Below are 23,660 nucleotides of genomic sequence, written 5' to 3'. Positions count from 1 at the left end.
CACCTGTATAGCGGCACAATGATGGCGTCTTGCCAAAACTGTTTCCGCTATCAGAGAAGACCTCCATGGGTGCCTGGCTTAGCAATATCTCGCTGAAATACAAATTCTGGGCGGTCAACGCCGTCGCTTTCGTCACCACCCTGTTGCTGGTGCTGTACGCGGTGCAACTCGAACAGCAGGCCCGCAGTCGCGCCGCCCAGGCTTCGGCCCAGGCTCAGGCGCGATTGCTCGAAGCCTGGCCCAGCGGGCAAACGTTGCCCCACGCCGACAACTTCCTTGCGTTCAGCCGAGGACAGGCACCCACGCTCAATGAGCAACCCGTGCAAGAACTGGCCGACGCCAATGGCTGGGTCGAGATCAACGTGATGCCGCTGTTCGGTGACAATCCGCTGATGGGTGCCGAAGTGTTTACCCGTGCCGACGGCCAGCGGGTCGCCGTGATTGCCCATGGTCCGAGCCTGAGCCAGGTGTTCAACGAGCGTTTTGCCAACTACGCGGTGGCGGTGTTCATTCTGATGTTGGCAATGCTCGGTGCATCGCAGTTATTGATCCGCTTCCTGCTCAGCCAGCTCAACACCTTGAAAGACGTCATGTTGCACGTGGAGAAAACCGGCGACCTGTCGGCCCGCGTGCCATTGGCCTGCAGCGACGAAGTCGGGCAAATGGCCAACGCCTTCAACGCCATGCAGGCCGGTTATCAACGGGTGGTCAACACCGTCGCCAGCACCGCCCGGCAACTGGACATCGGTGCCGCACGGCTGGCGGCCAGCATGAATGAAGTGCGCCACGGCATGCTGGGCCAGCAAAGCGAAACCGATCAGGCCGCCACAGCGATCAATGAAATGACCGCCACGGTCTATCACATCGCTCAACACGCCGGTGCCACCCGTGACCTTTCGCAATCGGCCGATACCCTGGCCGGCAGCGGGCAGGCGGTTGTGACACGGGTGCAGCGGTCGATTGCCGGACTGTCCGCCGGCGTCCAGCAGACTGCCGAGATGATTCAACGCCTGGCCGAGGACAGCCAGAAAATCAACGGCGTGGTCAACGTCATTCACAGCATCGCCGAGCAAACCAACCTGTTGGCGCTGAACGCCGCCATCGAAGCGGCCCGGGCCGGCGAGATGGGTCGCGGTTTCGCGGTAGTCGCCGATGAAGTACGCAACCTCGCCAAACGCGTGCAGACCTCCACGGATGAGATCACCCTCATGGTTTCGGCGTTACAGGCCGGCACACGGGACGCCGTGGACTTCATGCAAGAGAGCTCGTTCAAGGCCGACGACTGCGTACAACAGGCCCAAGAGGCCGGCGCGGCATTGGCCGATATCACCGGAGCGGTGGCGCAGATGCGTGAAAGCAACACGCAGATCGCGGTGGCGGCCGAGCAGCAGAGCCAGGTGGCGGAGGAGATGAACCGGGCGGTGGTGAGCATCCGTGACGTGACCGAGAACACGGTGCAGCAGACGGTGACGTCGGCGACCACCAGCAATGAGCTGGCGGCGTTGGCCGGTGAGTTGAGCAAGGCGATAGGTCAACTGAAACTTTGAGAGCCTCTTCGCGGGCAAGCCCGCTCCCACAGGTGACCGCGTTCTTTCATTGGAGTACGGTCAAAATGTGGGAGCGGGCTCGCTCGCGAAGGCTTCAGAACTGGCACCATCTATTCCAGTCATGGCACCTATCAAGCCAATAGCCAGCCTTGATTCGCCACCAGCATAGACCGGGCCTATTCTTAATCACATGTGTTCAACATGGATCGAGGATCGGCATCATGGGCAAACGTCACCCCAACCTACCCGCCTGGCAATGGCGAGCCTACCCGAACAATCATCAGCACCCGACCAATCTGGTGCTGCACCTGATCGCGGTGCCGCTGTTCATCGTGGCATTTCTGCTGATTGTGACCGGGGTGTTCAGCCTGAGCCTGGCAAATATCGCCATCGGCGTAATCGGTGTCATTGCGGCGCTGGCCTTGCAACGCCACGGCCACAACCTGGAGACCCAAGCCTCCGAACCCTTCAGTGATCGCAAGGATGCGGTATCACGCCTGTTGGTCGAGCAGTTCCTGACGTTTCCACGGTTCTTCCTCAGCGGCGGCTGGTGGCGCGCCTGGCGTGAGCGCCACCGCCGGCACTGATCAGGCGAACACAGTCACGGTCTGCCGGCTCATGGCGATCAACCGACCATCCGCGCTCCACATTTTTGCGGCGGCATGCCCGTAGCCGTCGGCGGCGTATTCGGTTTCGACGAGGTATTTGCACCAGTCCAGGGTGTTCAGTTCCAGCAGCGGCTGCACGAATTCGATGGTCCAGGTCAGCGTGCTGCCCATCGCCGGCTTCTTCAAAAACGGCATCAGGGCCGGCGGCCAGGCGTCCACCAGCGCCAGGATATGCGCCTCGCCGATAGCCTCTTCCTTTACGTCGCCGCGCAAACGTACCCAGCCACCCATTTGCCGGGATGTGCTACCGCTGAACGGCAGCCCGCCGACACTCCAGCGCATCGCCAGATGCCGCATGAACTCCGGGATGACGCCTTCGACGAAAGGCAATTCCTGGCATTCGTCCCAGTGCTTCATTTCAGGTGCCGGTTCAGCGGCCACCGCCACTTCCGAAGGTCGCGAGGCGCCGAAGCTGCCCTGGATCAACGTCACCACCTGGCCCTTCTGCATCACCCGGCCCAGCACTTGGCTGACGGCCTTGCCTTCGCGCAACACCTCGACGTCAAAACTGACCGGCACCTCGGGCTCAACCGGGCCAACAAAGGTGATTGCCAACGAACGCACCGGCCGATCCGCCGGAACCCGGGCGCGCATGACTTCGTACTGCAAAGCGGCCACCAGGCCACCGAAACTGGCTCGCCCCTGGGCCCAGGAGGCCGGGATAGACAGCTCCATCGGCTGGCTGCGGACAGCGTTGAGCAGTTCGGAAAAACGCATGAAAACCTCTGGAAATGGAAAAAGATGAAGGGATCTTAACCATCTGGCGACGTGGATACATCGCCTATTCCGGCCAAATTGACTGACAGATAAGTCGCACAAGGCTCGTGCCGGACATATAACCTGCAGGAACGAGCCTGCTCGCGATAGCACCCGGACAGCCAACATCAATGTTGAATGTCATGACCTCATCGCGAGCAAGCTCGCTCCCACAAAGGATCTCGAGTGGTCTCAGGATTTGAAACAGGCCTTGCTGAATTTTTCCAGAACGCGGTCCGCTCGGGTTTCGGCCTCGGCCATGGTGGCTTCCCACACGGCAACACAGGGTTGCAAATCCGCTTCCCGTTCAGCCATCGCCAGCCATTGCACGCAATCGTGCCAGTCGCCCAGCGCACCCTGGGCCGATTTCAGCCGGGGCATGGCCGCTTTCGGCAAACGGTCCAGTTCGGGGTAAGCGTCGATGCCATAGCGCACGCGCTTGATCAGCAGGCGCAGCCGATGACGGTCGTGGGTCGGATCGTGCAGTGCCTCGTCGAGTTTTTTCCATTGCTTGCCCAGGCGTTTTTCGATGCGCTTGCGCAGGCCCTTGAGCAATCCCTGGCGCTGAGCGGCACGCAGAAAACGCGGAAACGCATCGAGGACGATCAGCATTTGCGCGAGTTCGGGACTGGTCGCCACGGCCGGGTAAGCCTCGGCCATTTGCGCCATGCGCCACTGTGCGGCTTGGGGTTGATGGTGCTGGAGCAGGTACGCCGCCAGCACTTCGCGATCACGCAATGGTGTGGTCAGATCGCCCACCCGGGAGGCCGCCGCTTCCAGTTGTTCGACGCCGGGCAACCCGCGCAAGGGTCGCAACAGACTGCGTAACCGTCGCATGGTTGTACGCAGATCATGTAACGCTTCAGGGTCTGTACGCTCTTTCAAGCGGGCCTGACAGGCCAGCAGACGAACTTCCAGGCCCAGAACCTGAGCCACCAACCGATCGATCATGGGGGTTTACTCCGTAAACAGCGCCAGGTTGCAAGCTCCAGGCTGCAAGCTCGAAGACTCTTGCAGTTTAGAGCTTGTCACCGCTTTTGCTTTTAACGCCCTGCGCGCGATTCACGAATATAGAAGCGAGCCTTCTCGGCTTTTTTGGTGCAGCCTTCGAATCCCTCGAATTGCTGCTGGGTCTTGGCCGCGGTCAACAACGACAGGGCCTTGGAGTAGCTGACGGTCCCGGCGAAACCTTCGGCTTTGGCCAGGTCCAGTTCATGCCATGCCGCATCCAGGTTACTACCGCAGCTGTCGCGATAAGCGGTTTTGCCGGCACAACCAGCCAACGCCAGGGCAATCAAAGGCACGCAGATCCAGGCTTTCATCACTCACTCCTCAAGAATAGGTCAACAGTCATGCAGGTAAGACGTTGTGGCACCTGAAAAGTGCCGTTGGTCCGCTGTGCAAACTATAGCGCCGACGAGAATAACCATGTGCCGCCATGGAGTGTCGAAAATACGACGCTCTTGTCCCCTCGAACGACCATGGCGATTGAAGCATGGCCCTCGATGGGTGCATTGTTGAACCATTGAAACGAGGGCGATTCATGAAAAAGCGTGTCGCACTGGTATTGGGCTCGGGTGGAGCCCGGGGTTATGCACATATCGGGGTCATTGAAGAGATCGAACGGCGCGGCTATGACATTGCCTGTATCGCCGGATGCTCCATGGGCGCGGTGGTGGGAGGGATCTACGCCGCCGGCAAACTCAATGACTACCGTGACTGGATCGAGAGCCTGGATTATCTCGACGTGTTGCGTCTGGTGGACGTCAGTTTTCGTCTGGGAGCGATCCGTGGCGAGAAAGTCTTCGGACAGATCCGCAAGATCGTCGGCGAGATCAACATCGAAGATTTGCGTATCCCCTACACTGCGGTTGCCACCGACCTGACCAACCAGCAGGAAATCTGGTTCCAGGAAGGTTGCCTGCATCAGGCCATGCGCGCCTCGGCAGCGATTCCCAGCCTGTTTACCCCGGTGATGCAAGGCAACCGCATGCTGGTCGATGGCGGCATTCTCAACCCGCTGCCGATCGTGCCGGTGGTGTCGAGCCATTGCGACTTGATCATCGCGGTCAACCTCAACGCCACCAACCAGCGCCACTATCAATTGCCGGTCATCCAGCGTCCCGCCGCCTTCAAGACCCGCTTCGACAACCTGATCAACTCCGTCGGCTCGAAGTTGCCGTTCCGGCGCAAACAAGCCGAGCAATTGTTGATTCTGGAACAGGAAGCCTTGAAGGCCGAAGGTGCGGAGCTCAACCCGTGGATCGAATCCGCCGAGCCCCAGGCGCAGCAACCCGCGGCCGCTCCGGAAACCAGTGGTGCCCCCCGCTCCGCCACCGGTTCGTTCATCATCGACAACGTCGGGCCGGCGTCCTTGCTGGATTTGATCAACCAGAGTTTCGAGGTGATGCAGACGTCACTGGCGCAGTACAAGATTGCCGGGTATCCGCCGGACATCCTGATCAATGTGCCCAAGCGCGTGTGTCGGTTTTTCGAGTTCTACAAGGCGCCGGAGTTGATCGCGCTGGGACGGGAGATTGCGCGGGATACGCTGGACCGGTATGAGAATGAGCAGAACTGAACGTCTGAAAATTCTCGATTGAATGCAAGGGCCTCATCGCGAGCAAGCTCGCTCCCACAGGAGTTTCGGGCAGGCACACATTTTGTGAACACCAAAGATTTACTGTGGGAGCGAGCTTGCTCCGGGCGGCGTTCCGACGATGACGTCAGACCAGGCAACGAAGATCTAAAGGCTGCCTTCACTCAACAACCGATACCCCACCCCAGCCTCGGTCACGATGAACCGTGGTCGGGTCGGGTCATCCGCCAGTTTCTGGCGCAAATGCCCGACCACGATGCGCAGGTAGTGAGTGTCTTCGGTGTGAGTCGGCCCCCAGATGTCCTTGAGCAATTGCTGCTGGGTGATCACCCGCCCGGGATGCCGCGCCAGTTGCGCCAGCACGGCGTACTCCTTGCGAGTCAGTGCGACTTCGACATCGTCGAGCAGCACCCGGCGATACGCCAGGTCGACCGTCAACGGACCGAAGTTCAGCTCCGCTTGTTGCACCTCGCCTGCGGGCGCCTGGCGCAATAACGCACGGATCCGCGCCAGGAACTCCTGAATGCCGAATGGCTTGGTCACGTAGTCATTGGCGCCGCCATCCAGGGCCTCGACTTTCTGCCCTTCACCGGCGCGCACGGAGAGCACCAGTACCGGCACCGTCGACCATTCGCGAAAATCGCGCAATACCTGTTGGCCATCCATGTCCGGCAAGCCGAGATCGAGTACCAGCAAGTCCGGTTTGTTCAACGCAGCTTGCGCCAATCCTTCACTGCCGGTGCCCGCCTCCAGCACTTTGTAGCCCTGGGAAGCGAGGCTGATGCGCAGGAATTTGCGGATCTGCGGTTCGTCGTCAATGACCAAAATGGTCGCGGTCTGGCTCATGAATTCACATCAACACAAAGAAGTGGCAAGAGAGTAGCGCAAGCGCGATCAGGCTTCACTTTCGTATCCCGGCTGAGCCTGTAGCGGCAGGTGCAACGTGATGCAGGTGCCGCGCCCCTCGATGCCGTCGGCAACGCTGATACGCCCGCCATGGGCACCGACCATGCCCTGACAAATTGCCAGCCCCAGCCCCGTACCCTGCCCGCCGCGATCACCCCGCGCCGCGGTATAGAACATGTCGAAAATCTTCGCCCGATCCTCCTCCGGAATCCCCGGGCCCTCGTCGCTGACCGAGAAAAACAGCTCACTGTCATCAGCCCCTGCGCACAATTGCAAACGCCCGTGGGGTGGCGAAAACCGCGCGGCGTTTTCCATCACGTTGATCAGTGCCTGTTCGATCAGCGCGGCATGCACGAACAGCAACGGTAACTCCGCCGGCACGTCGGTGCTGACCTGCAACGGCGCAAGGACTGTCCGCAGACGGTTGAGCGCACTGCCGACGATGTCTGCCGGCGATACCCAGTCCCGCGCCAGCTTCAGGGCACCGTGGCCGAGCCGGGTCATGTCGAGCAGATTTTGAATGTAGCGGTCCAGGCGCTCGGCTTCATCGCGGGTGCCTTCGAGCAGTTCACGTCGATCCTCCAGCGGGATCGCTTCACCCAGGGCCAGCAGGCTATCGATACTGCCGCGCATGGATGTCAACGGTGTGCGTAAATCGTGGGACACCGATGCCAGCAAGGCGCTGCGCAGTTGCTCGGTTTCGCCGTGCAGCCGAGCCGCTTCCAGATCATCGGCCAGTTGCGCCCGGGCCAGCGCCTGGGCCAGCGGTTGGGTCAGCGCGGTCAACAAGCGTCGGCGTTGGCCGCTCAGGGCCTGGCCTTCCCTGGCGCACACGCCGAGCAACGCCAGCGGGCCGTCTTCCACCGATAACGGCCACCACCACCAGCGGCCGAACGGCAAGGTGCCGGTGCCCGCACCCGCGGGTTGATCGTGCTGCCAGGCCCAATCGGCGGCGGCGCGCTCAGCTTCGGTGAACTCCAGTGGGCCACCGGTTTCGACTTTCCAGCCGTTTTGCCCGTCGCGATTGAGCAAGCACAGTTGCACGTCGCTCCAACCGTTGAGGTGCTGGGCAGCCGCGCTGACCACAGCCTGGCGGTCGGTGGCGGCGGTCAGTTTGCGTGACAGGTCGAGCAGTTCGGTGGTCTCTTCCTGGGTATCGCGCAGTGCCTGCAATTGCCTGCGCTGGCGTGCCGCGAGGTTGCCGGTGAGGGCCGCCATCAGCAGGAAAAACAGTAAGGTCAGCACGTCTTCTTCCCGCTGGATGCTGAAAGAGAAATTCGGCGGAATGAACAGGAAGTCATAGGTCAGGAACGACAGCGCCGCACAGGCCAGCGCCGGCCCGAGACTGCTGCGCACCGCCACCAGCAATACCGCCGCAAGGAACACCAGGGAAATGTTCGGCAGTGGCAGTACGCTCGCCACGGCCCAGGCCAGAGCGCTGGCCAGAATCGTCGCCACCACGGCCAATGCGTAGTCGAACCAGACCAGTGAATGCATCGACCGCCGATGGGGTTGATGCGGTTGGTGATCGCTGTCGAGAACGTTGATTTCCAGCCCGCGCGCATTACGCAGCAGACGCGCCGCCAGCCCGCCACCGAACAGACGTCGGCGCAAACGCGGCCGGGACTGACCCACCAGCACCAGGCTGGCACGGCGTTCGGCGGCATGCTGGATCAGGGTTTTCGCCACCTCACCGGCACGCAGCAACACCACTTCGCCGCCCAGGCGCTCGGCCAGTTGCTGGGCGCTTTGCAGGCGCAGGCGGGACTGCTCGTCACGCACGCTGCCGTTGTCCACGTGCACCAGGCTCCAGGGCAAGTGCCGCCGCTGGGCCACGCGACTGGCATGACGCACCAGGCGCTCGGCCTGGGCATCGCCGTCGACCCCTACCAGCAAACGCCCGCGCACGGCCGGCGCCGCTTGCCCCAACTGACGATACCCCTGGGCCAGATCGTTATCGACTTGAGCCGCCGCGGTCTGCATCGCCAGTTCGCGCAGGGCCGTCAGGTTGGTCTGGGAAAAGAACGCATCGATGGCCGCCCGCGCCTGCTCCGGCACATAGACCTTGCCATCGCGCAATCGCTCGAGCAGCTCCCGTGGTGGCAAGTCGATCAGCAGCAGTTCATAAGCTTCCTGCAATACCCAGTCCGGCAGGGTTTCGCGGACCTGCACGCCGGTGATGCCACGCACCTGATCGTTGAGGCTTTCCAGATGCTGGACGTTGACCGTGGTGTACACATCGATGCCGGCGGCGAGCAGTTCCTGAATGTCCTGCCAGCGTTTTTCGTGACGACTGCCGGGTGCGTTGGTGTGCGCCAGTTCGTCGACCAGCACCAGCTTGGGTTTGGCGAGGAGCAGACCGTCAAGGTCCATTTCTTCGAGCAACACGCCACGGTACTCGGAGCGTACCAACGGCTGCTGCGACAAGCCGCCGAGCAGTGCTTCGGTTTCGGCCCGGCCGTGGGTTTCGACGACGCCGGCAATGACTTTCACCCCTTGGCGCAACTGGGTGTGGGCCGCTTGCAGCATGGCGTAGGTCTTGCCGACACCCGGCGCGGCACCGAGAAACACTTTGAGCCGGCCACGGCCATCGCGGGGCAGGTCTGCTAACAGCGCGTCGGCGCGGCCGGAGTTGCTCATGCTTGGGGTCTCTTTTTACCTGGATTGATGTAGTGACTGTTCTGCAGTCTTCGCGAGCAAGCCCGCTCCCACAGGTGTACGCACTCCAATGTGAGAGCGGGCTTGCCCGCGATTGGCAGCGCCGCTGATTTACAGTTTTTCCAGCGCCCGATTCAACTCAAGCACATTCACCACCGGCGGGCCTACCAATGGCTGCTCGATGTGGGCGTCCAGCAGTTGTTGCAGGGTCGCTACCGGCAGATTGCGCGCCGTCGCGACACGCGCCAGTTGATAGGCAATCGCCGCCGGTGGCAAGTGCGGATCGAGACCGCTGCCGGACGTAGTGACCAGCGCCAATGGCACCGGTCCCTGGCCTGGCACCAGCAGTTTGCTGGCATCGTCGATCACCCGCATCGCCAGCGCCGGGTTGCTCGGCGACAGGTTGCTGGCACTGCTCGACACGGTGGCAAAGGCACCGGCCGAAGGACGCGGGTGGAACCAGGCGTCGCCAACGAAATCCTGAGCGATCAGAGAGGACCCGCGGACCTTGCCCTCGGCATCCCGCACCAGGCTGCCGTTGGCCTGATCCGGGAACACGACCTGGGCCACGCCGGTGACCACCAGTGGATAAGCGACGCCGGTGATCAGCGTCATCAGGACCAGCAGGCTCAGGGCCGGGCGTATCAATGTGGACATTTGAAAATCCTCGAATTCACAGGAAAAACCTGTAGGAGCGAGCTTGCTCGCGATGGATCTGAAGGCGCCGCGCTTTGTCAGAAAGGGCGCGTTATCGTTAACCACCATCGCGAGCGAGCTCGCTCCTACAGGGGGCGTGTTCAGTCAAACCAGATGCAACGCCGTCAACAGCATGTCGATCGCCTTGATTCCCACGAACGGCACCAGAATCCCGCCCAGGCCGTAGATCAACAGATTGCGCCGCAACAACGCTGCCGCACTCGCCGCATGAACCCGCACACCGCGTAGCGCCAGCGGAATCAGCACCACAATGATCAGGGCGTTAAACACGATCGCCGAGAGGATCGCGCTCTGCGGGCTGCTCAAGTGCATCACGTTGAGCACACCAAGCTGCGGGTAGATCGCAGCAAACAGCGCCGGCAGGATTGCGAAATACTTGGCCACGTCGTTGGCGATGGAAAAGGTCGTCAGCGCACCGCGGGTGACCAGCAACTCCTTGCCGATCTGCACCACATCCAGCAGCTTGGTCGGGTCGCTGTCGAGGTCGACCATGTTGGCCGCTTCACGGGCCGCCTGCGTGCCGTCGTTCATTGCCATGCCGACGTCCGCCTGGGCCAGGGCCGGGGCGTCGTTGGCGCCGTCGCCGCACATGGCGACCAGACGACCGTCGTTTTGCTCGTGACGAATGCGCGCCAGTTTTTTCTCCGGCGTGGCTTCGGCCAACACATCGTCCACACCCGCCTCAGCGGCGATGGCAGCGGCGGTCAACGGGTTGTCGCCGGTGACCATGACGGTGCGGATCCCCAGTTTGCGCAACTCGGCGAAACGCTCGCGGATACCGGGCTTGACCACGTCCTTGAGGTGGATCACCCCGAGCAACTTGCCGTCGGCACACACCAGCAACGGGGTGCCGCCGCTTTGGGCGATCTTGTCGATTTCACGGGACAGGGCCGGTGCCAGGTCAGCACGCTTGAGGCCAACGAACGCCAGCAACGAATCCACCGCGCCCTTGCGGTACACGCGCCCCTGATAGTCGACACCGGACAAGCGGGTTTCGGCACTGAATGGCACGGCTGTCAGCACCTCAGCGGACGGTTCCGGTTGCGGATGGGTGCCGCGCAGGTACTCGACGATCGACTTGCCTTCCGCAGTGTCGTCGGCCAGCGAGGCCAGCAACGCGCCTTCGGCCAACTCCCCGGCTGTCACGCCAGCCGCGGCATATACCGCCGAGCAACGACGGTTACCGAAGGTGATGGTGCCGGTCTTGTCCAGCAGCAGGACGTGCACGTCCCCCGCCGCTTCCACCGCACGACCGGACTTGGCGATCACGTTCAGGCGCACCAGGCGATCCATACCGGCGATACCGATGGCCGACAGCAAGCCGCCGATGGTGGTCGGAATCAACGTGACCAACAGCGCCACCAGGAACACCAGCGGCAGGCTGCCATTGGCGAAGTGGGCGAACGGTTGCAGGGTGACGACCACCAGCAGGAAGATCAGGGTCAGGCCGATCAGCAGGATATCGAGCGCCACTTCGTTCGGGGTTTTCTGGCGCTTGGCGCCTTCGACCAGGGCGATCATGCGGTCCAGGGTCGACTCACCGGGGTTGGCGGTAATCTTCACCAGCAGCCAGTCGGACACCAGCCGCGTGTTGCCGGTGACGGCCGAACGGTCGCCACCGGACTCGCGAATCACGGGGGCCGATTCACCGGTAATCGCCGCTTCGTTGACTGCCGCGATGCCTTCGATCACCTCGCCGTCACCGGGGATCATCTCCCCGGCTTCGACGCGCACCACATCGCCCTTGCGCAGGTTGGCGGCGGGCACCACCTGAAAGCTGCCGTTGCCGGTCTTGCGCCGGGCGCTCAAGCCTTCACTGCCGGCCTTGAGGCTGTCGGCGCGGGCCTTGCCGCGACCTTCGGCCAGGGCCTCGGCGAAGTTGGCAAACAGCACGGTGAACCACAGCCATACCGCGATTTGTGCGGCGACGAAAGTCGGCACCGCCGTGTCGGGAATGAAGCACAGCACGGTGGTCAGGATCGCCGTCAGTTCGACCACCAGCATCACCGGCGCACGCTGCAACTGCCGTGGGTCGAGCTTGACGAAAGCTTGCAGCAGCGCCGGGCGCCACAGGGCCGAGATCGCGGTTTTAGTTTGTTCCGGTGCCTTGGCGGCGACGGTTTTGGTTACGGGCATATTCATCATCAGCTCCTTAGCTCTTTAACCCAAAAGCAGCCATACCCAGATGTTCAGCGATTGGACCCAGTGCCAAAGTCGGCAGGAAGGTCAATCCACCCACCAGCAAAATGGTCACGGTCAGCAGGGTCACGAACAGCGGACCGTGGGTCGGGAAGCTGTTCTGCCCGATCGGGGCGGTTTTCTTCAGCGCCAGGCTGCCGGCCAGGGCCAGGACCGGGAGGATGTAGCCGAAGCGACCGATCAACATGCCCAGGCCCAGCATCAGGTTGTGGAAGGGGGTGTTGGCGCCGAAGCCAGCGAAAGCGGAACCGTTGTTGGCACTGGCCGAGGTGTAGGCGTAGAGCAGCTGACTGAATCCGTGAGGCCCAGGGTTGCTCACCGCAGCCACCGGGCCTGGCAGGCTGGCGGCGATCGCGCCGAGCACCAGTACGCCAATCGGCATGACCATCAGGGTCACCACCAGCAATTGCACCTCCCTGGCTTGCAGTTTCTTGCCGAGGTATTCCGGAGTGCGGCCGATCATCAGGCCGGCGAGGAACACCGCGATCAGCACGTTGAGCAACATGCCGTAGAGCCCGGCGCCAACGCCGCCGAAGATCACTTCGCCGACCATCATGTTGACCAGGGCCACCATGCCGCTCAGTGGGTTGAGGCTGTCGTGCATGCCGTTTACCGAACCGTTCGACGCGGACGTGGTGGTCACCGACCAGAGCACGGTGGCGGTGGTGCCGAAACGCGCTTCCTTGCCTTCCAGCGGCGCGGTCTGCTCGACAGCGACGTTGTTCAAGGCAGGGTTAGGTTGGTATTCAGCCCACAGCGAGGTCGCGCCGCCGATCAGGAACAGCGCCAGCATGCAGGCGATGATCGCGCGACTCTGACGCAGGTCCTTTACGTAGTGACCGAAGGTGAACACCAGTGCCACCGGGATCAGGATGATCGAGGCCACTTCGAACAGGTTGCTCCACGCCGTCGGGTTCTCGAACGGATGCGCCGAGTTCACGCCGAAGAAGCCACCACCGTTGGTGCCCAATTGCTTGATGGCAATCTGACTGGCAGCCGGTCCCAGCGGAATCACTTGGTCAACACCCTGCATAGTCACTGCATTCACGTACTGCGCGAAAGTTTGCGGCACGCCCTGCCAGACCAGGTACAGCGCCAGCAGCAGGCACAGCGGCAGCAAGCCGTAAAGGGTGGCGCGGGTCATGTCGACCCAGAAGTTGCCCAGAGTCCGGGTGGATTTGCGGCCGATGCCGCGACACAACGCGACCAGTACCGCCAGACCGGTGGCGGCGCTGACGAAATTCTGCACGGTGAGGCCAGCCATCTGGCTCAAGTAGCTCAGGGACGCTTCGCCGCTGTAGGCCTGCCAGTTGGTGTTGGTCATGAAGCTGACGGCGGTGTTGAACGCCAGCGTCCACTCCTGACCCGGCAGGTTCTGCGGGTTGAGCGGCAGGTGGTCCTGGAACAACAGGATCGTGAACAGCAGCAGGAAACCCGCGAGGTTGAAGGCAATCAAGGCCAGGGCGTATTTCTGCCAGCTCTGTTCGGCTTGCGGATCGACGCCGGCCAGACGATAACAACCACGTTCGACCGGACCGAGAATCGGCGTCAGCCAGGTGCGCTGCCCTTCCATCACCTTGTAGTAGAAGCGCCCGAGAAACGGCGCCGGGACCAAAACCAGGGCAAAAAAACCGAGGATCAGCCAATAGTCATAACTGTGCATAGCCGCTCCTAGTTCCGGTCCGCGCGCAGCAGCGCAACCAACAGATAAATGAACAGCCCCACTGCCAGCAGCAGCGACACCCCGTCCAGAACGCTCATGGAAGTTCTCCGTGTTACGGCGTATTGCCGCGTGTGGAGTCATTGTCGGAAAGGAGGCTGTAAAGGAACGAGATCGAGGGTGCCCGCAGGGCATAAAGAAAGCGTAAAGAGTGGGTTTACGCGGGGGTTACAGGGTGCGGGAAGGCGTTCCAGCACGGAAAAAACCGGGAGTGTCGTACGTAGAGCGTTAAATTGTGCGCGAGAGTAGTGAGTGCTGGTTGCAAGTCATGGATAATCCGGCCCAAATGACGCGACGCAACCGATTGGGGTCAGGATCTCTTGCACCTCCCCGCTTGCGCCTGCAAGCTACCTCTATTCGCATTACTGAAAAAGGCTGGCCCAACGTGCGTATCCTAATTACCGGCGGAGCCGGTTTCATAGGCTCGGCCCTTGTCCGCGAGCTGATTCAACACACTGAGCATGAAGTGCTCAACCTGGACAAACTGACGTATGCCGGCAATCTCGAGTCGCTGACCAGCATTGCCAACGACACTCGCTACGAGTTCGTTCAGGCCGATATTGTCGATCAGGCGACCGTCAGTGCAGTGCTGGCGCGCTTTCAGCCTCACGCGATCATGCACCTGGCAGCGGAGTCCCACGTCGATCGTTCCATCGACGGGCCATCGGAATTCATCCAGACCAACATTGTCGGCACCTACAGCCTGCTAGAAGCCGCCCGAGCCTATTGGCAAGCCCTCCCGGAACCTGAGAAAAGCGCCTTCCGCTTTCATCACATTTCCACTGACGAGGTTTACGGCGACCTGCACGGTGTCGATGATCTGTTCACGGAAACGACGCCCTACGCGCCGAGCTCGCCCTACTCCGCCAGCAAGGCAGCGTCCGACCACCTGGTCCGCGCCTGGCAGCGGACCTATGGCTTGCCGGTGCTGCTGACCAATTGCTCGAACAATTACGGGCCGTTCCACTTCCCCGAGAAACTGATTCCGCTGGTCATCCTCAATGCGTTGGCCGGCAAGCCGCTGCCGGTGTATGGCAATGGCCTGCAAGTGCGCGACTGGCTGTTCGTCGAGGATCACGCCCGTGCGCTGCTCAAAGTGGTGACCACCGGCACTGTCGGTGAGACTTACAACATCGGCGGGCATAACGAACGAAAGAACATCGACGTGGTGCGTGGCATCTGCGCCCTGCTCGAAGAATTGGCACCGCACAAGCCCGAGGGCGTTGCGCATTACGCCGACCTGATCACGTTCGTCCAGGATCGCCCTGGGCATGACCTGCGTTACGCAATCGACGCCAGCAAGATTGAACGCGAACTGGGCTGGGTGCCCGAAGAGACCTTCGAAACCGGCCTGCGCAAAACCGTTCAATGGTACCTGGACAATCTGGAATGGTGCCGCCGCGTTCAAGACGGCAGCTATCAGGGCGAACGCCTTGGCGCCATCAATCCCAAGGAGCTGCTCGCATGATGAAAGGCATCGTTTTGGCGGGTGGCTCGGGCACGCGCCTGCACCCGATTACGCTTGGAGTGTCGAAACAGCTGTTGCCGGTCTACGACAAGCCAATGATCTACTATCCGATTTCGGTGCTGATGCTGGCCGGCATCAAGGATATTCTGCTGATTTCCACCCCGCAGGATCTGCCCCAATATCGCAATCTGCTGGGTGACGGCAGCCAGTTCGGGGTGAATTTCAGCTTTGCCGAGCAGCCATCACCGGACGGTCTGGCCCAGGCCTTTCTGATTGGCGAAGAGTTCATTGGCGATGACCCTGTGTGCCTGATCCTGGGCGACAACATCTTCCATGGTCAGCACTTTGGCGAACAATTGCAGAACGCGGCAAAACGCACCTCCGGCGCCACCGTATTCGGCTACTGGGTCAAGGACCCCGAGCGCTTCGGCGTGATTGATTTCGACAGCGATGGCCGTGCCCTTTCGATCGAAGAAAAACCGAAAGCGCCGAAATCCAGTTATGCCGTTACCGGCCTGTACTTCTACGACAACGATGTGATCGAGATCGCCAAGGCGGTGAAACCTTCGCCTCGCGGCGAGCTGGAAATCACAGACGTCAACAATGCCTATCTGCAACGTGGCGATCTGCAGGTCGAGCGTTTTGGTCGAGGTTTCGCCTGGCTCGACACCGGCACCCACGATAGCTTGCTCGAAGCCTCTCAGTACGTGCAGACCATCGAACACCGCCAGGGTCTCAAAGTCGCCTGTCTCGAAGAGATCGCCTATGAAAACGCCTGGATCAACCGCGAACAGTTGATGGAGCGCGCCCGGTACTTTGGCAAAACCGGGTATGGCCAGTACCTGGCCAAGCTGGCAGGGGAAGAGCAATGAACCTGTGCGAGCCCGATTCGCCCGGTAACGAGACTGGACTGTTCCCGTGAAAATACTCATCAATGGCCGACACGGTCAGGTTTCACATGAATTGCAACAGCGGCTGGGGGCTGTCGGCGAACTGGTCGTATTGGGTCGCGATCAGCTCGATCTCGCGCAGCCCGATCAGATTCGCCATCAAGTGCAAAACATTCGACCCGATCTGATCATCAACGCGGCGGCCCATACAGCGGTTGATCTGGCAGAAAGTGAACCGCAATCAGCCTTTGCCATTAACGCCGTAGCTCCCGGCATCCTTGCCGAAGAAGCGCTGGCTCTCGACATCCCGTTGATACATTACTCCACGGACTATGTATTCGACGGGATGAAAGCCGGACCTTACAACGAGGACGACACGCCCAACCCGCTCGGGGTATACGGCAAGAGCAAGCTGGCCGGCGAACAGGCCATCAGGGACGTGCAAGGTCAATATCTGATTCTGCGTACCAGCTGGGTCTACTCGACTCATGGCCGCAATTTTCTACTGACGATGCAACGTCTGCTGCAAGAGAAACCTGAGTTACGTGTAGTCGCCGATCAAATCGGCGCACCTACATGGGCCGGTACAATCGCCAATAGCACCCTTGCCCTGATTGAACGCTGGCAGACGAGTCAGGTTACCAACTGGGGTACTTATCACCTGAGCGCTCAAGGTGAGACCTCCTGGTTCGGCTTCGCCCAGGCGATCGGTGAAGCGCTGCGACAACAGGGCAAGCCCTGCGCCGACCTGTTACCGATCCCGTCCAGCGACTACCCGACACCCGCAGCCCGACCGCTCAACTCGCGCCTGGATTGCAGTCGCTTGCAACGCGACTGGGGTGTCAGCCAACCAGACTGGCAAACGGCGTTGCGCGAGTGCCTCAATCTGCAAGCCTGAATATCAACCGCTGCCCGCACCTGCATTGAAATACCAAACCTGCGCGTTGCCGCGGTGTGGGAAGCGGGTATGCGGGCTTGCTCGCGAAAGCCGCATTTGAAACCGGCGCGCCCCTGACTGACGCACAATATTCGCGCATCCAGTGGCGAACATCCCCGATACGACAGCTTTCAGCCCATTACGACGTGCAATCGCGAAATGGCACGCCCACTGCACTGGCCTCCCCTGAGCTTTCCAAACCACTCAGGGAGCAAACCCATGAACACACAACTCAAACCCACGCTGGGCACCTTGCACCTGTGGGGCATTGCGGTCGGGCTGGTGATTTCCGGAGAGTATTTCGGCTGGAGCTATGGCTGGGGCGTGGCCGGAACCTTGGGCTTTCTGGTGACTTCGTTCATGGTCGCCACCATGTACACCTGCTTCATTTTCAGCTTCACCGAACTGACCACCGCCATTCCTCACGCTGGCGGTCCCTTTGCCTACAGTCGTCGCGCCTTTGGCGAGAAAGGCGGCTTGATCGCCGGACTGGCGACACTGATCGAATTCGTCTTCGCCCCACCGGCGATTGCCCTGGCCATCGGCGCCTACCTCAATGTCCAGTTTCCTGCCCTGGACCCGAAACACGCGGCAGTCGGTGCCTACCTCGTATTCATGGGCCTCAACATCCTGGGCGTGAAACTGGCGGCGACCTTCGAACTGGTGGTCTGCGTGTTGGCGGTCGCTGAATTGCTGGTGTTCATGGGCGTGGTCGCCCCGGCATTCAGCTTCAGCAACTTCGCGCTCAATGGCTGGGCCGGCTCCGACGTGTTCGGCGCCCCGGCGATTGCCGGGATGTTCGCGGCCATCCCCTTTGCCATCTGGTTCTTCCTCGCCATCGAAGGCGCAGCCATGGCCGCCGAAGAAGCCAAGGACCCGAAACGCACGATTCCCAAGGCTTACATCAGCGGTATTCTGACCCTTGTGCTGCTGGCGATGGGTGTGATGTTCTTCGCCGGTGGTGTCGGTGACTGGCGCACCCTGTCGAACATCAACGACCCGCTGCCGCAGGCAATGAAAACCGTGGTCGGCGAAAGCTCGGGCTGGTTGCATATGCTGGTGTGGATCGGCCTGTTCGGCCTGGTGGCGAGTTTCCACGGGATCATCCTCGGCTACTCGCGGCAGTTCTTCGCCCTCGCCCGGGCCGGTTACCTGCCGGCGTCCCTGGCCAGATTGTCGCGTTTTCAAACCCCGCACCGGGCAATCATCGCCGGCGGTGTGATCGGCATTGCAGCCATCTACAGCGACGGCTTGATCAACCTCGGCGGCATGACACTGACCGCCGCGATGATCACCATGGCCGTGTTCGGCGCCATCGTGATGTACATCATGAGCATGCTCAGCCTGTTCAAACTGCGTAAAACCGAGCCGAACCTGGAGCGCACCTTCCGCGCCCCGTGCTACCCGCTGGTGCCGTTCATTGCACTGATGCTGGCGGTGGTGTGCCTGGTGGCGATGGCCTGGTTCAACACGTTGATCGGCCTGATCTTCCTGGGCTTCATGGTGGCCGGTTTCCTGTACTTCATGCTCACCGCGCAATTGCGCGCCGACGCACCAGCGGATGCGATGTTGACCGGACATTGAAAGCGTTCGAGTGAACCTTGAACAACAGGCATAGAATGGGGGTAATAGCGATGGAACTGCGACAAAACCCCATCACTCAAAGTGGTATGCACGATCGGTTGGCGAACCCTCGCCAACCCGCCTGCTTTCAAGGAGAGTCCTATGCCCTGGTATGCCTGGTTGATTCTGGTCGTTGCCATCGGCTCGATCGTTGGTGGTCTGATGCTGCTGCGTGACACCGCCAACAAGGTCGAACTGACCGAAGAGCAACGTAAGCGCGTCGCCGAACGCAATGCGGAAATGGACGCCAAGGAAGCGCAGGACCGCTGACTGAAAACCCCGCCTGGAACGGCGGGGTTTGTTTTTGCGTGAAAGCACCTGAATTCATGCCGCTTCTGACCCATATCGAAGCATCTGCATGTTTTTTAGAAGTAGAAGTACAGTCACCATGCAATTTTCATTGGTTAATATGTCCGCATTGATGCGGAGATATCAGATGCGTTACTCGCAGGACCATAAAGCCCAGACCCACCAACGCATAATCAAGGAAGCTTCAGCGCGATTTCGACGCGACGGTATCGGCGCGACCGGGCTGCAACCCCTGATGAAAGCACTGGGCTTGACCCACGGCGGCTTTTACTCGCACTTCAAGTCCAAAGACGAACTGGTAGAGAAAGCCTTGCAAGAGGCTGGCGCACAAGTCGACGAGTTGTGCGCGCAAATCTTCGCCGAGGAGCATCCACTCGAATCCTTCATCAACGCTTATCTGTCCGAATGGCATCAAACCTCACCTCAGGAAGGCTGCCCGCTGTTGACCATTTCTTCGGAACTGGGGCTGCGTGGTCAACCGAGTCCAACCAGCGACGTCGTGCTCCAGGCGCGACTCGATCAGATCCAGCACACCCTTGACGGAGAGCGGACCGCCGAGCGCAGCATTGTGATCATGTCTACGCTGGTCGGCGCCTTGCTGTTATCGCGTAGCGTTGCCGACGCCGAATTTGCCCAACGGATTCTCGACGTCGCACGCGAACACCTCAAACACTCGCAGGATTAACCCTGCCAACGCTTGAACAGCACACTGGCATTGACCCCGCCAAATCCGAAGCCGTTGGACAATGCGTATTCGATGGTCATTGGCCGAGCATTGCCATGAACGATGTCCACGCCTTCAGCGGCAGGGTCCGGGTTTTCGAAGTTGAGGGTCGCCGGCACGATCTGGTCGCGGATCGCCAGCAGCGTAAAGATCGCTTCGAGTCCACCCGCTGCACCGAGCAAATGCCCGGTCGCCGACTTGGTCGATGTCACGGCAATGCCGTTTTGCGCGCCGAACAATGCCTTGATCGCCGCCAGCTCTCCCAGATCCCCCACCGGAGTCGAGGTTGCATGCGCATTCAGATGCTGAACCTGAGCCGGTGAAACACCTGCTTGTGCCAACGCCAACGACATCGCTCGCCGCGCACCGCTGCCGTCCTCGGGGCCGGCGGTCAGGTGAAAGGCATCGGCGCTGGTGCCGTAGCCGACCAGCTCCGCCAGCGGGTGCGCGCCCCGGGCCAGTGCATGGTCCAGAGACTCGATGACCAGCAGCCCGGCCCCTTCTCCCATGACAAATCCATCTCGACCACTGTCGAACGGTCGCGAAGCGCGCTCAGGCGTTTCGTTGTAAGCGCTGGACAAGGCGCGAGCAGCCGCAAACCCGGCAAGGCTGACCCGATCGATCGCCGCTTCCGCACCGCCGCACACCGCGATATCCGCCTCCCCCGTACGGATCAGCCGCGCCGCGTCACCGATCGCCTGAACCCCGGCAGCGCATGCCGTGACCGGCGCGCCTAATGGCCCCTTGAAACCATGCTGGATCGACACATGACCTGCCGCGAGGTTGACCAGAAATGAAGGGATAGTGAATGGAGACAAACGTCTCGGACCACGGCTATCGGTGGTGCGAACCGCCTCGGCAATCGCGCCGAAACCACCTACACCTGAACCGATAATGGTGGCCGTGCGCTCCTGGGCATTGGCATCCAGCGCTTGCCAGCCGGCTTGCTCCAGTGCCTGACGCGCCGCTTCCATGGCGAACAGGATGAAGCGGTCCATCTTCTTCTGCTCCTTGGGTGAGGTTGCCCGGTCCGGATCGAACCCCGCCTCCGGATCGTCAGCCAGAGCAGGCACTGCACCGCCAACCTTGGCCGGCAGATCGGCAACCACCTCTTGCGGTAAATTGCGCAGCCCGGAACGCCCGGCCAACAGCCGCGCCCAGACCACTTCGACACCGCTCCCCAGCGGTGACACCAGGCCCAGGCCCGTTACAACTACTCGACGATCACTCATACCAAATACACCTCAAGCCGATTGATGGCGCTTACCGATAACGGGCAGCGGCCTTGCTTCTGGAAAGGTTAGGCGCCATGACATGACGCGCCGCCACGAACGCATCCCAATCCGCCGCATCGGGCAACGAAGGAATGGTGATCAATTCACCCTGATCTAGGCCCGACAATGCGGCATCGACCATCTCACCCGCCTCCATCACCATTTCCGCTGGAATTTGTGAAGCATCAATACCGGAGCGCTCCCAGATCTCGGTTCGTGTCACACCCGGCAGTACCGCCTGGATCTTCACTCCGGTGCCATCCAGCTCTGCGTTCAACGATTGAGTCAAGCTCAATACGTAGGCCTTGCTGGCGCTGTATGTCGCGTTGAAACGCTCGGGAAACAATGCCACCACCGATGCGATATTGATGATCGTGCCGCGCCCGGCCTTGGTAAAGCTGGCCGCAGCCGCCGAGGCCAATCGCGTGACAGCGGTGATATTCAACTGAATCATTCGCTCCAGTTGATTGGTATCGGCATTGGCCAACAGCCCGTCCGCCGCCACACCGGCGTTATTGAGCAACAGGCTGATACTCGAATCGCTGCGTAACCGCTGTTCGAGTTGCAGCACGTCTTCCTTCTGGGTGAGATCCGCCTTCAGCACTTCGACCTTGATCCCATGCTCGGAGCGCAGCTTACTCGCTGCCGCCTCCAGCCGCGGCTCGTCGCGAGCCACCAACAACAAATCAAAACCACGGGCTGCCAACCGCTCAGCGTAAACCGCCCCGATACCTGAAGAAGCGCCGGTGACGAGGGCCGTACCTTGGGACTGAACTGAATTCATGACGGTGCTCCTGGAGAATGCTGAAGGACGCCTGACGCGAAAGCACTTCGGCGCAAGCGGATTTTATTATAACCATAATTCCATTAAAATATGATACCCGTAATTTTTACTTGGCCGAGGACCGGAGGGTTCTCGTCAGTAACCCAAGCCAGAATGGAGAGTAGCCCCAGAATGACCATGAAACCGCGACGAGCCTATGGGATGGAGCGAACGGTATTGCGAGCCGACCGATAAACGGTGGGGCGAATCAACAAAGCGCTTTCAACGGTCACAGAGAGACGGGGGCCAGACCATAGGGCCTTCAAGGCGATGTCTGAGCCGCGACTGCGCTCGCATCCGTGACAGTTCCCCGCCCTTGCTGTTTGTTAACAAATGCTGGAAAATCCAAAAAATTTAACAAAATGTAAAGTTTTCTAACCTAGATGACGGCAATTTCCAGACATAGTTTGGAGAGTCTGTCCAAATTTTTAGAGCGCGTAATGAACATTCCAGTAAACACTATTGATACCCCCCGACAGGAAGTTGTTGAAGTAAAGGAGCTTATCGGTAGCCTTTGGGATCAAAGGGCGATTGTTCTATTGTTTACTGCACTGACTGTTACCGTCGCTATTGCCTATGCTCTATTGGCAACGCCTGAATATGAAGTTGAAACTACTGTCCGGCCTGTCCCACTGGCAGACCTGGATGAGTTGAATGAGTCCGGAATCTACAAACTCCTTCCAAATGACGCACTGAACAACATTGGTTCTTCAATGCAGTCTTATGATGTCCGCCTGAAGTTCTTCCAGGCCAATCCGCAATACCTTGCGCCATTGCAGGCACCAGGGCAATCCATTGAGAATACATTTGAGAGATTCAACGAAAGAGCATTTTCGCTTGAGAAAATTGACCCTAAAAAAAGCTCCAGCCTTTCCGAAGCCGTTGGCCTTAGTCTCAGATATCCTCAGGGTATAGATGGCGTAGGCATCTTGAGAGACTTTACCGACTTCGTTGTCAAAGGCGAAAAGGAAAAAGTTGCTTCAAACTTAAAAACATTGATTGCCAACCGCATCGACCAGGCTGAAAAGAAGCTGGAGTCAAAAAAGTCCGCTTATGAGGCAGAGAAAGACTCCAAAATTGCCCACTTGCTGGAAAAAGATCAGCTAAAAAAGCAAGTACTTCAAGACGAACTCAAAGCACTGCGTCAACAACTGCAAAGCCGCAGACAAAACCGCATCAAAGAACTTGATGAAGCCATTGTCATCGCCAAGAAACTCGGAATTGTAAAACCCACCACACCTTCGGCGCTGGGAGATGGAGAGCAAGCACATCAGGGCAACATGATCCGCACGGAAGTCAACAACCAGAAAATACCTCTGTACTTCCTGGGACAGGCGGCACTGGAAGCAGAGCGTGCCACCTTGGTAGCTCGTCATTCCGATGACTTCACCGAGCCGCGTATCGATGAGATTCAAAAAGAGCTCAGCCTGCTGGCCACCAACCGCGAAGCAGCACTTCTCAAGGAGCGGAATCATCCTGAGCTGTTTCTCAAGGACTTCGCGGACATCAGCGGTGAGTTGACTCACCTGAAGCAACTGAATGTAAACTTCGATCAGTTAAAACTGGTCAATGTCGATAAAGATGCGACGGAACCTCAAGCGCCTATAAAACCGAAGAAAGCCCTGATCGTTGGATTTGGCCTGATCTTTGGATTCATACTCGGCCTGGGTGTCGCCATCATTCGTCGCGCCGTACTGTCTCTGCATTCATCACGTCGTTAATTGTCGAGGGCTGCGCTTGCTCTTCAAGCGCAGCCCGACTTGACCAATAGCTTTAGTACCATCCTGTATCCCCAAAAAAATTCCAACAGCGCTTTTTTGACAATACAGCTTGTCAGTCCCG

21 protein-coding genes are annotated in these 23,660 nt (G+C 60.0%); 10 read left to right on the top strand and 11 right to left on the bottom strand.

The window, feature by feature from the left end; genetic code table 11:
• The first annotated feature begins 65 nt into the window (after nucleotides 1-65).
• Both ABIE16_RS03705 and ABIE16_RS03700 read left to right on the top strand, forming a co-directional pair.
• Nucleotides 66-1,547, top strand: a complete 1,482-nt coding sequence (locus ABIE16_RS03705; RefSeq protein WP_429520582.1) for a methyl-accepting chemotaxis protein — start codon at nucleotides 66-68, stop codon at nucleotides 1,545-1,547.
• A 221-nt stretch (nucleotides 1,548-1,768) separates the two neighbouring features.
• Nucleotides 1,769-2,134: an Mpo1-like protein gene (locus tag ABIE16_RS03700; protein WP_057713798.1), complete on the top strand. Its 366-nt coding sequence runs from the start codon at nucleotides 1,769-1,771 to the stop codon at nucleotides 2,132-2,134.
• On the opposite strand, the gene ABIE16_RS03695 is transcribed toward ABIE16_RS03700, so the two are convergent.
• From ABIE16_RS03695 to ABIE16_RS03685, 3 genes are all read right to left on the bottom strand, one after another.
• On the bottom strand, nucleotides 2,135-2,932 hold the full coding sequence (locus tag ABIE16_RS03695; RefSeq protein WP_407514892.1) for an acyl-CoA thioesterase: 798 nt from the start codon (nucleotides 2,930-2,932) through the stop codon (nucleotides 2,135-2,137).
• Nucleotides 2,933-3,163: 231 nt separating this feature from the next.
• On the bottom strand, nucleotides 3,164-3,922 hold the full coding sequence (locus ABIE16_RS03690; RefSeq protein ID WP_154860257.1) for a CHAD domain-containing protein: 759 nt from the start codon (nucleotides 3,920-3,922) through the stop codon (nucleotides 3,164-3,166).
• Between the two features lie 92 nt (nucleotides 3,923-4,014).
• Nucleotides 4,015-4,293 (bottom strand): hypothetical protein, encoded by a 279-nt coding sequence (locus tag ABIE16_RS03685; RefSeq protein ID WP_034150181.1) that lies wholly within the window; start codon nucleotides 4,291-4,293, stop codon nucleotides 4,015-4,017.
• A gap of 221 nt (nucleotides 4,294-4,514) precedes the next feature.
• Here ABIE16_RS03685 and ABIE16_RS03680 point away from each other — a divergent pair, with 221 nt between their 5' ends.
• Nucleotides 4,515-5,552 carry a patatin-like phospholipase family protein gene (locus ABIE16_RS03680; protein WP_429520581.1) on the top strand — a complete coding sequence of 346 codons (1,038 nt, stop codon included), beginning with the start codon at nucleotides 4,515-4,517 and terminating at the stop codon, nucleotides 5,550-5,552.
• A gap of 165 nt (nucleotides 5,553-5,717) precedes the next feature.
• Here ABIE16_RS03680 and ABIE16_RS03675 read toward each other — a convergent pair whose 3' ends face one another.
• The 6 genes from ABIE16_RS03675 to kdpF all read right to left on the bottom strand — a co-directional run bounded on the left by ABIE16_RS03675 (nucleotide 5,718) and on the right by kdpF (nucleotide 13,811).
• Nucleotides 5,718-6,416 (bottom strand): response regulator, encoded by a 699-nt coding sequence (locus tag ABIE16_RS03675; protein WP_090457093.1) that lies wholly within the window; start codon nucleotides 6,414-6,416, stop codon nucleotides 5,718-5,720.
• A gap of 48 nt (nucleotides 6,417-6,464) precedes the next feature.
• On the bottom strand, nucleotides 6,465-9,116 hold the full coding sequence (locus ABIE16_RS03670; RefSeq protein WP_218494451.1) for a sensor histidine kinase: 2,652 nt from the start codon (nucleotides 9,114-9,116) through the stop codon (nucleotides 6,465-6,467).
• Nucleotides 9,117-9,245: 129 nt separating this feature from the next.
• Complete coding sequence (gene kdpC / locus ABIE16_RS03665; protein ID WP_218494450.1) at nucleotides 9,246-9,791, bottom strand: potassium-transporting ATPase subunit KdpC; 546 nt, start codon at nucleotides 9,789-9,791, stop codon at nucleotides 9,246-9,248.
• Between the two features lie 144 nt (nucleotides 9,792-9,935).
• A complete protein-coding gene (kdpB, locus tag ABIE16_RS03660; RefSeq protein WP_429520580.1) occupies nucleotides 9,936-11,993 on the bottom strand; it encodes a potassium-transporting ATPase subunit KdpB in 2,058 nt (685 codons plus the stop codon).
• A gap of 10 nt (nucleotides 11,994-12,003) precedes the next feature.
• Nucleotides 12,004-13,713 carry a potassium-transporting ATPase subunit KdpA gene (kdpA, locus tag ABIE16_RS03655; RefSeq protein ID WP_218494448.1) on the bottom strand — a complete coding sequence of 570 codons (1,710 nt, stop codon included), beginning with the start codon at nucleotides 13,711-13,713 and terminating at the stop codon, nucleotides 12,004-12,006.
• An 8-nt stretch (nucleotides 13,714-13,721) separates the two neighbouring features.
• Nucleotides 13,722-13,811 carry a K(+)-transporting ATPase subunit F gene (gene kdpF / locus ABIE16_RS03650; protein ID WP_007899818.1) on the bottom strand — a complete coding sequence of 30 codons (90 nt, stop codon included), beginning with the start codon at nucleotides 13,809-13,811 and terminating at the stop codon, nucleotides 13,722-13,724.
• Nucleotides 13,812-14,155: 344 nt separating this feature from the next.
• On the opposite strand from kdpF, the gene rfbB reads away from it, so the two are divergent.
• The 6 genes from rfbB (at nucleotide 14,156) to ABIE16_RS03620 (ending at nucleotide 19,682) form a co-directional block, all read left to right on the top strand.
• Nucleotides 14,156-15,238, top strand: coding sequence for a dTDP-glucose 4,6-dehydratase (rfbB, locus tag ABIE16_RS03645; RefSeq protein WP_429520579.1), 1,083 nt, complete (start codon nucleotides 14,156-14,158; stop codon nucleotides 15,236-15,238).
• Complete coding sequence (gene rfbA, locus ABIE16_RS03640; RefSeq protein ID WP_057713789.1) at nucleotides 15,235-16,110, top strand: glucose-1-phosphate thymidylyltransferase RfbA; 876 nt, start codon at nucleotides 15,235-15,237, stop codon at nucleotides 16,108-16,110. Before rfbB ends, rfbA begins: the two co-directional genes overlap by 4 nt.
• Before the next feature lie 46 nt (nucleotides 16,111-16,156).
• The gene (gene rfbD, locus ABIE16_RS03635; RefSeq protein WP_429520578.1) at nucleotides 16,157-17,026 is read left to right on the top strand and encodes a dTDP-4-dehydrorhamnose reductase; all 870 of its coding nucleotides are present in this window, start codon (nucleotides 16,157-16,159) and stop codon (nucleotides 17,024-17,026) included.
• Nucleotides 17,027-17,284: 258 nt separating this feature from the next.
• A complete protein-coding gene (gene eat, locus ABIE16_RS03630; RefSeq protein ID WP_218494446.1) occupies nucleotides 17,285-18,649 on the top strand; it encodes an ethanolamine permease in 1,365 nt (454 codons plus the stop codon).
• A gap of 141 nt (nucleotides 18,650-18,790) precedes the next feature.
• Nucleotides 18,791-18,958 (top strand): DUF2897 family protein, encoded by a 168-nt coding sequence (locus ABIE16_RS03625; protein WP_007985427.1) that lies wholly within the window; start codon nucleotides 18,791-18,793, stop codon nucleotides 18,956-18,958.
• Between the two features lie 166 nt (nucleotides 18,959-19,124).
• Nucleotides 19,125-19,682, top strand: coding sequence for a TetR/AcrR family transcriptional regulator (locus ABIE16_RS03620; RefSeq protein ID WP_429520577.1), 558 nt, complete (start codon nucleotides 19,125-19,127; stop codon nucleotides 19,680-19,682).
• On the opposite strand, the gene fabF is transcribed toward ABIE16_RS03620, so the two are convergent.
• Together fabF and ABIE16_RS03610 are read right to left on the bottom strand one after the other, a co-directional pair.
• Nucleotides 19,679-20,953, bottom strand: a complete 1,275-nt coding sequence (gene fabF / locus ABIE16_RS03615; protein ID WP_429520576.1) for a beta-ketoacyl-ACP synthase II — start codon at nucleotides 20,951-20,953, stop codon at nucleotides 19,679-19,681. The genes ABIE16_RS03620 and fabF overlap by 4 nt on opposite strands.
• 31 nt (nucleotides 20,954-20,984) lie before the next feature.
• The gene (locus tag ABIE16_RS03610) at nucleotides 20,985-21,779 is read right to left on the bottom strand and encodes an SDR family NAD(P)-dependent oxidoreductase (protein ID WP_090457109.1); all 795 of its coding nucleotides are present in this window, start codon (nucleotides 21,777-21,779) and stop codon (nucleotides 20,985-20,987) included.
• A 479-nt stretch (nucleotides 21,780-22,258) separates the two neighbouring features.
• On the opposite strand from ABIE16_RS03610, the gene ABIE16_RS03605 reads away from it, so the two are divergent.
• Nucleotides 22,259-23,539 (top strand): Wzz/FepE/Etk N-terminal domain-containing protein, encoded by a 1,281-nt coding sequence (locus ABIE16_RS03605; protein WP_429520575.1) that lies wholly within the window; start codon nucleotides 22,259-22,261, stop codon nucleotides 23,537-23,539.
• The last annotated feature ends 121 nt before the right edge of the window (nucleotides 23,540-23,660 follow it).

The sequence above is a fragment of the Pseudomonas sp. 2725 genome, assembly GCF_050434585.1.
GTDB lineage: Bacteria > Pseudomonadota > Gammaproteobacteria > Pseudomonadales > Pseudomonadaceae > Aquipseudomonas > Aquipseudomonas jessenii.
This window is presented reverse-complemented; position numbering and strand designations above follow the sequence as displayed.

What these genes read in the sequence shown, in the direction of transcription:
- kdpC (WP_218494450.1), bottom strand. Translation starts at nt 9,791, where the DNA reads ATGTCCACATTGATACGCCCGGCCCTGAGCCTGCTGGTCCTGATGACG.
- kdpA (WP_218494448.1), bottom strand. Translation starts at nt 13,713, where the DNA reads ATGCACAGTTATGACTATTGGCTGATCCTCGGTTTTTTTGCCCTGGTT.
- ABIE16_RS03690 (WP_154860257.1), bottom strand. Translation starts at nt 3,922, where the DNA reads ATGATCGATCGGTTGGTGGCTCAGGTTCTGGGCCTGGAAGTTCGTCTG.
- ABIE16_RS03625 (WP_007985427.1), top strand. Translation starts at nt 18,791, where the DNA reads ATGCCCTGGTATGCCTGGTTGATTCTGGTCGTTGCCATCGGCTCGATC.
- kdpF (WP_007899818.1), bottom strand. Translation starts at nt 13,811, where the DNA reads ATGAGCGTTCTGGACGGGGTGTCGCTGCTGCTGGCAGTGGGGCTGTTC.
- ABIE16_RS03700 (WP_057713798.1), top strand. Translation starts at nt 1,769, where the DNA reads ATGGGCAAACGTCACCCCAACCTACCCGCCTGGCAATGGCGAGCCTAC.
- ABIE16_RS03675 (WP_090457093.1), bottom strand. Translation starts at nt 6,416, where the DNA reads ATGAGCCAGACCGCGACCATTTTGGTCATTGACGACGAACCGCAGATC.
- kdpB (WP_429520580.1), bottom strand. Translation starts at nt 11,993, where the DNA reads ATGAATATGCCCGTAACCAAAACCGTCGCCGCCAAGGCACCGGAACAA.
- fabF (WP_429520576.1), bottom strand. Translation starts at nt 20,953, where the DNA reads ATGAGTGATCGTCGAGTAGTTGTAACGGGCCTGGGCCTGGTGTCACCG.
- ABIE16_RS03605 (WP_429520575.1), top strand. Translation starts at nt 22,259, where the DNA reads ATGAACATTCCAGTAAACACTATTGATACCCCCCGACAGGAAGTTGTT.
- ABIE16_RS03705 (WP_429520582.1), top strand. Translation starts at nt 66, where the DNA reads ATGGGTGCCTGGCTTAGCAATATCTCGCTGAAATACAAATTCTGGGCG.
- ABIE16_RS03620 (WP_429520577.1), top strand. Translation starts at nt 19,125, where the DNA reads ATGCGTTACTCGCAGGACCATAAAGCCCAGACCCACCAACGCATAATC.
- ABIE16_RS03610 (WP_090457109.1), bottom strand. Translation starts at nt 21,779, where the DNA reads ATGAATTCAGTTCAGTCCCAAGGTACGGCCCTCGTCACCGGCGCTTCT.
- ABIE16_RS03685 (WP_034150181.1), bottom strand. Translation starts at nt 4,293, where the DNA reads ATGAAAGCCTGGATCTGCGTGCCTTTGATTGCCCTGGCGTTGGCTGGT.
- ABIE16_RS03695 (WP_407514892.1), bottom strand. Translation starts at nt 2,932, where the DNA reads ATGCGTTTTTCCGAACTGCTCAACGCTGTCCGCAGCCAGCCGATGGAG.
- ABIE16_RS03670 (WP_218494451.1), bottom strand. Translation starts at nt 9,116, where the DNA reads ATGAGCAACTCCGGCCGCGCCGACGCGCTGTTAGCAGACCTGCCCCGC.
- rfbA (WP_057713789.1), top strand. Translation starts at nt 15,235, where the DNA reads ATGATGAAAGGCATCGTTTTGGCGGGTGGCTCGGGCACGCGCCTGCAC.
- ABIE16_RS03680 (WP_429520581.1), top strand. Translation starts at nt 4,515, where the DNA reads ATGAAAAAGCGTGTCGCACTGGTATTGGGCTCGGGTGGAGCCCGGGGT.
- eat (WP_218494446.1), top strand. Translation starts at nt 17,285, where the DNA reads ATGAACACACAACTCAAACCCACGCTGGGCACCTTGCACCTGTGGGGC.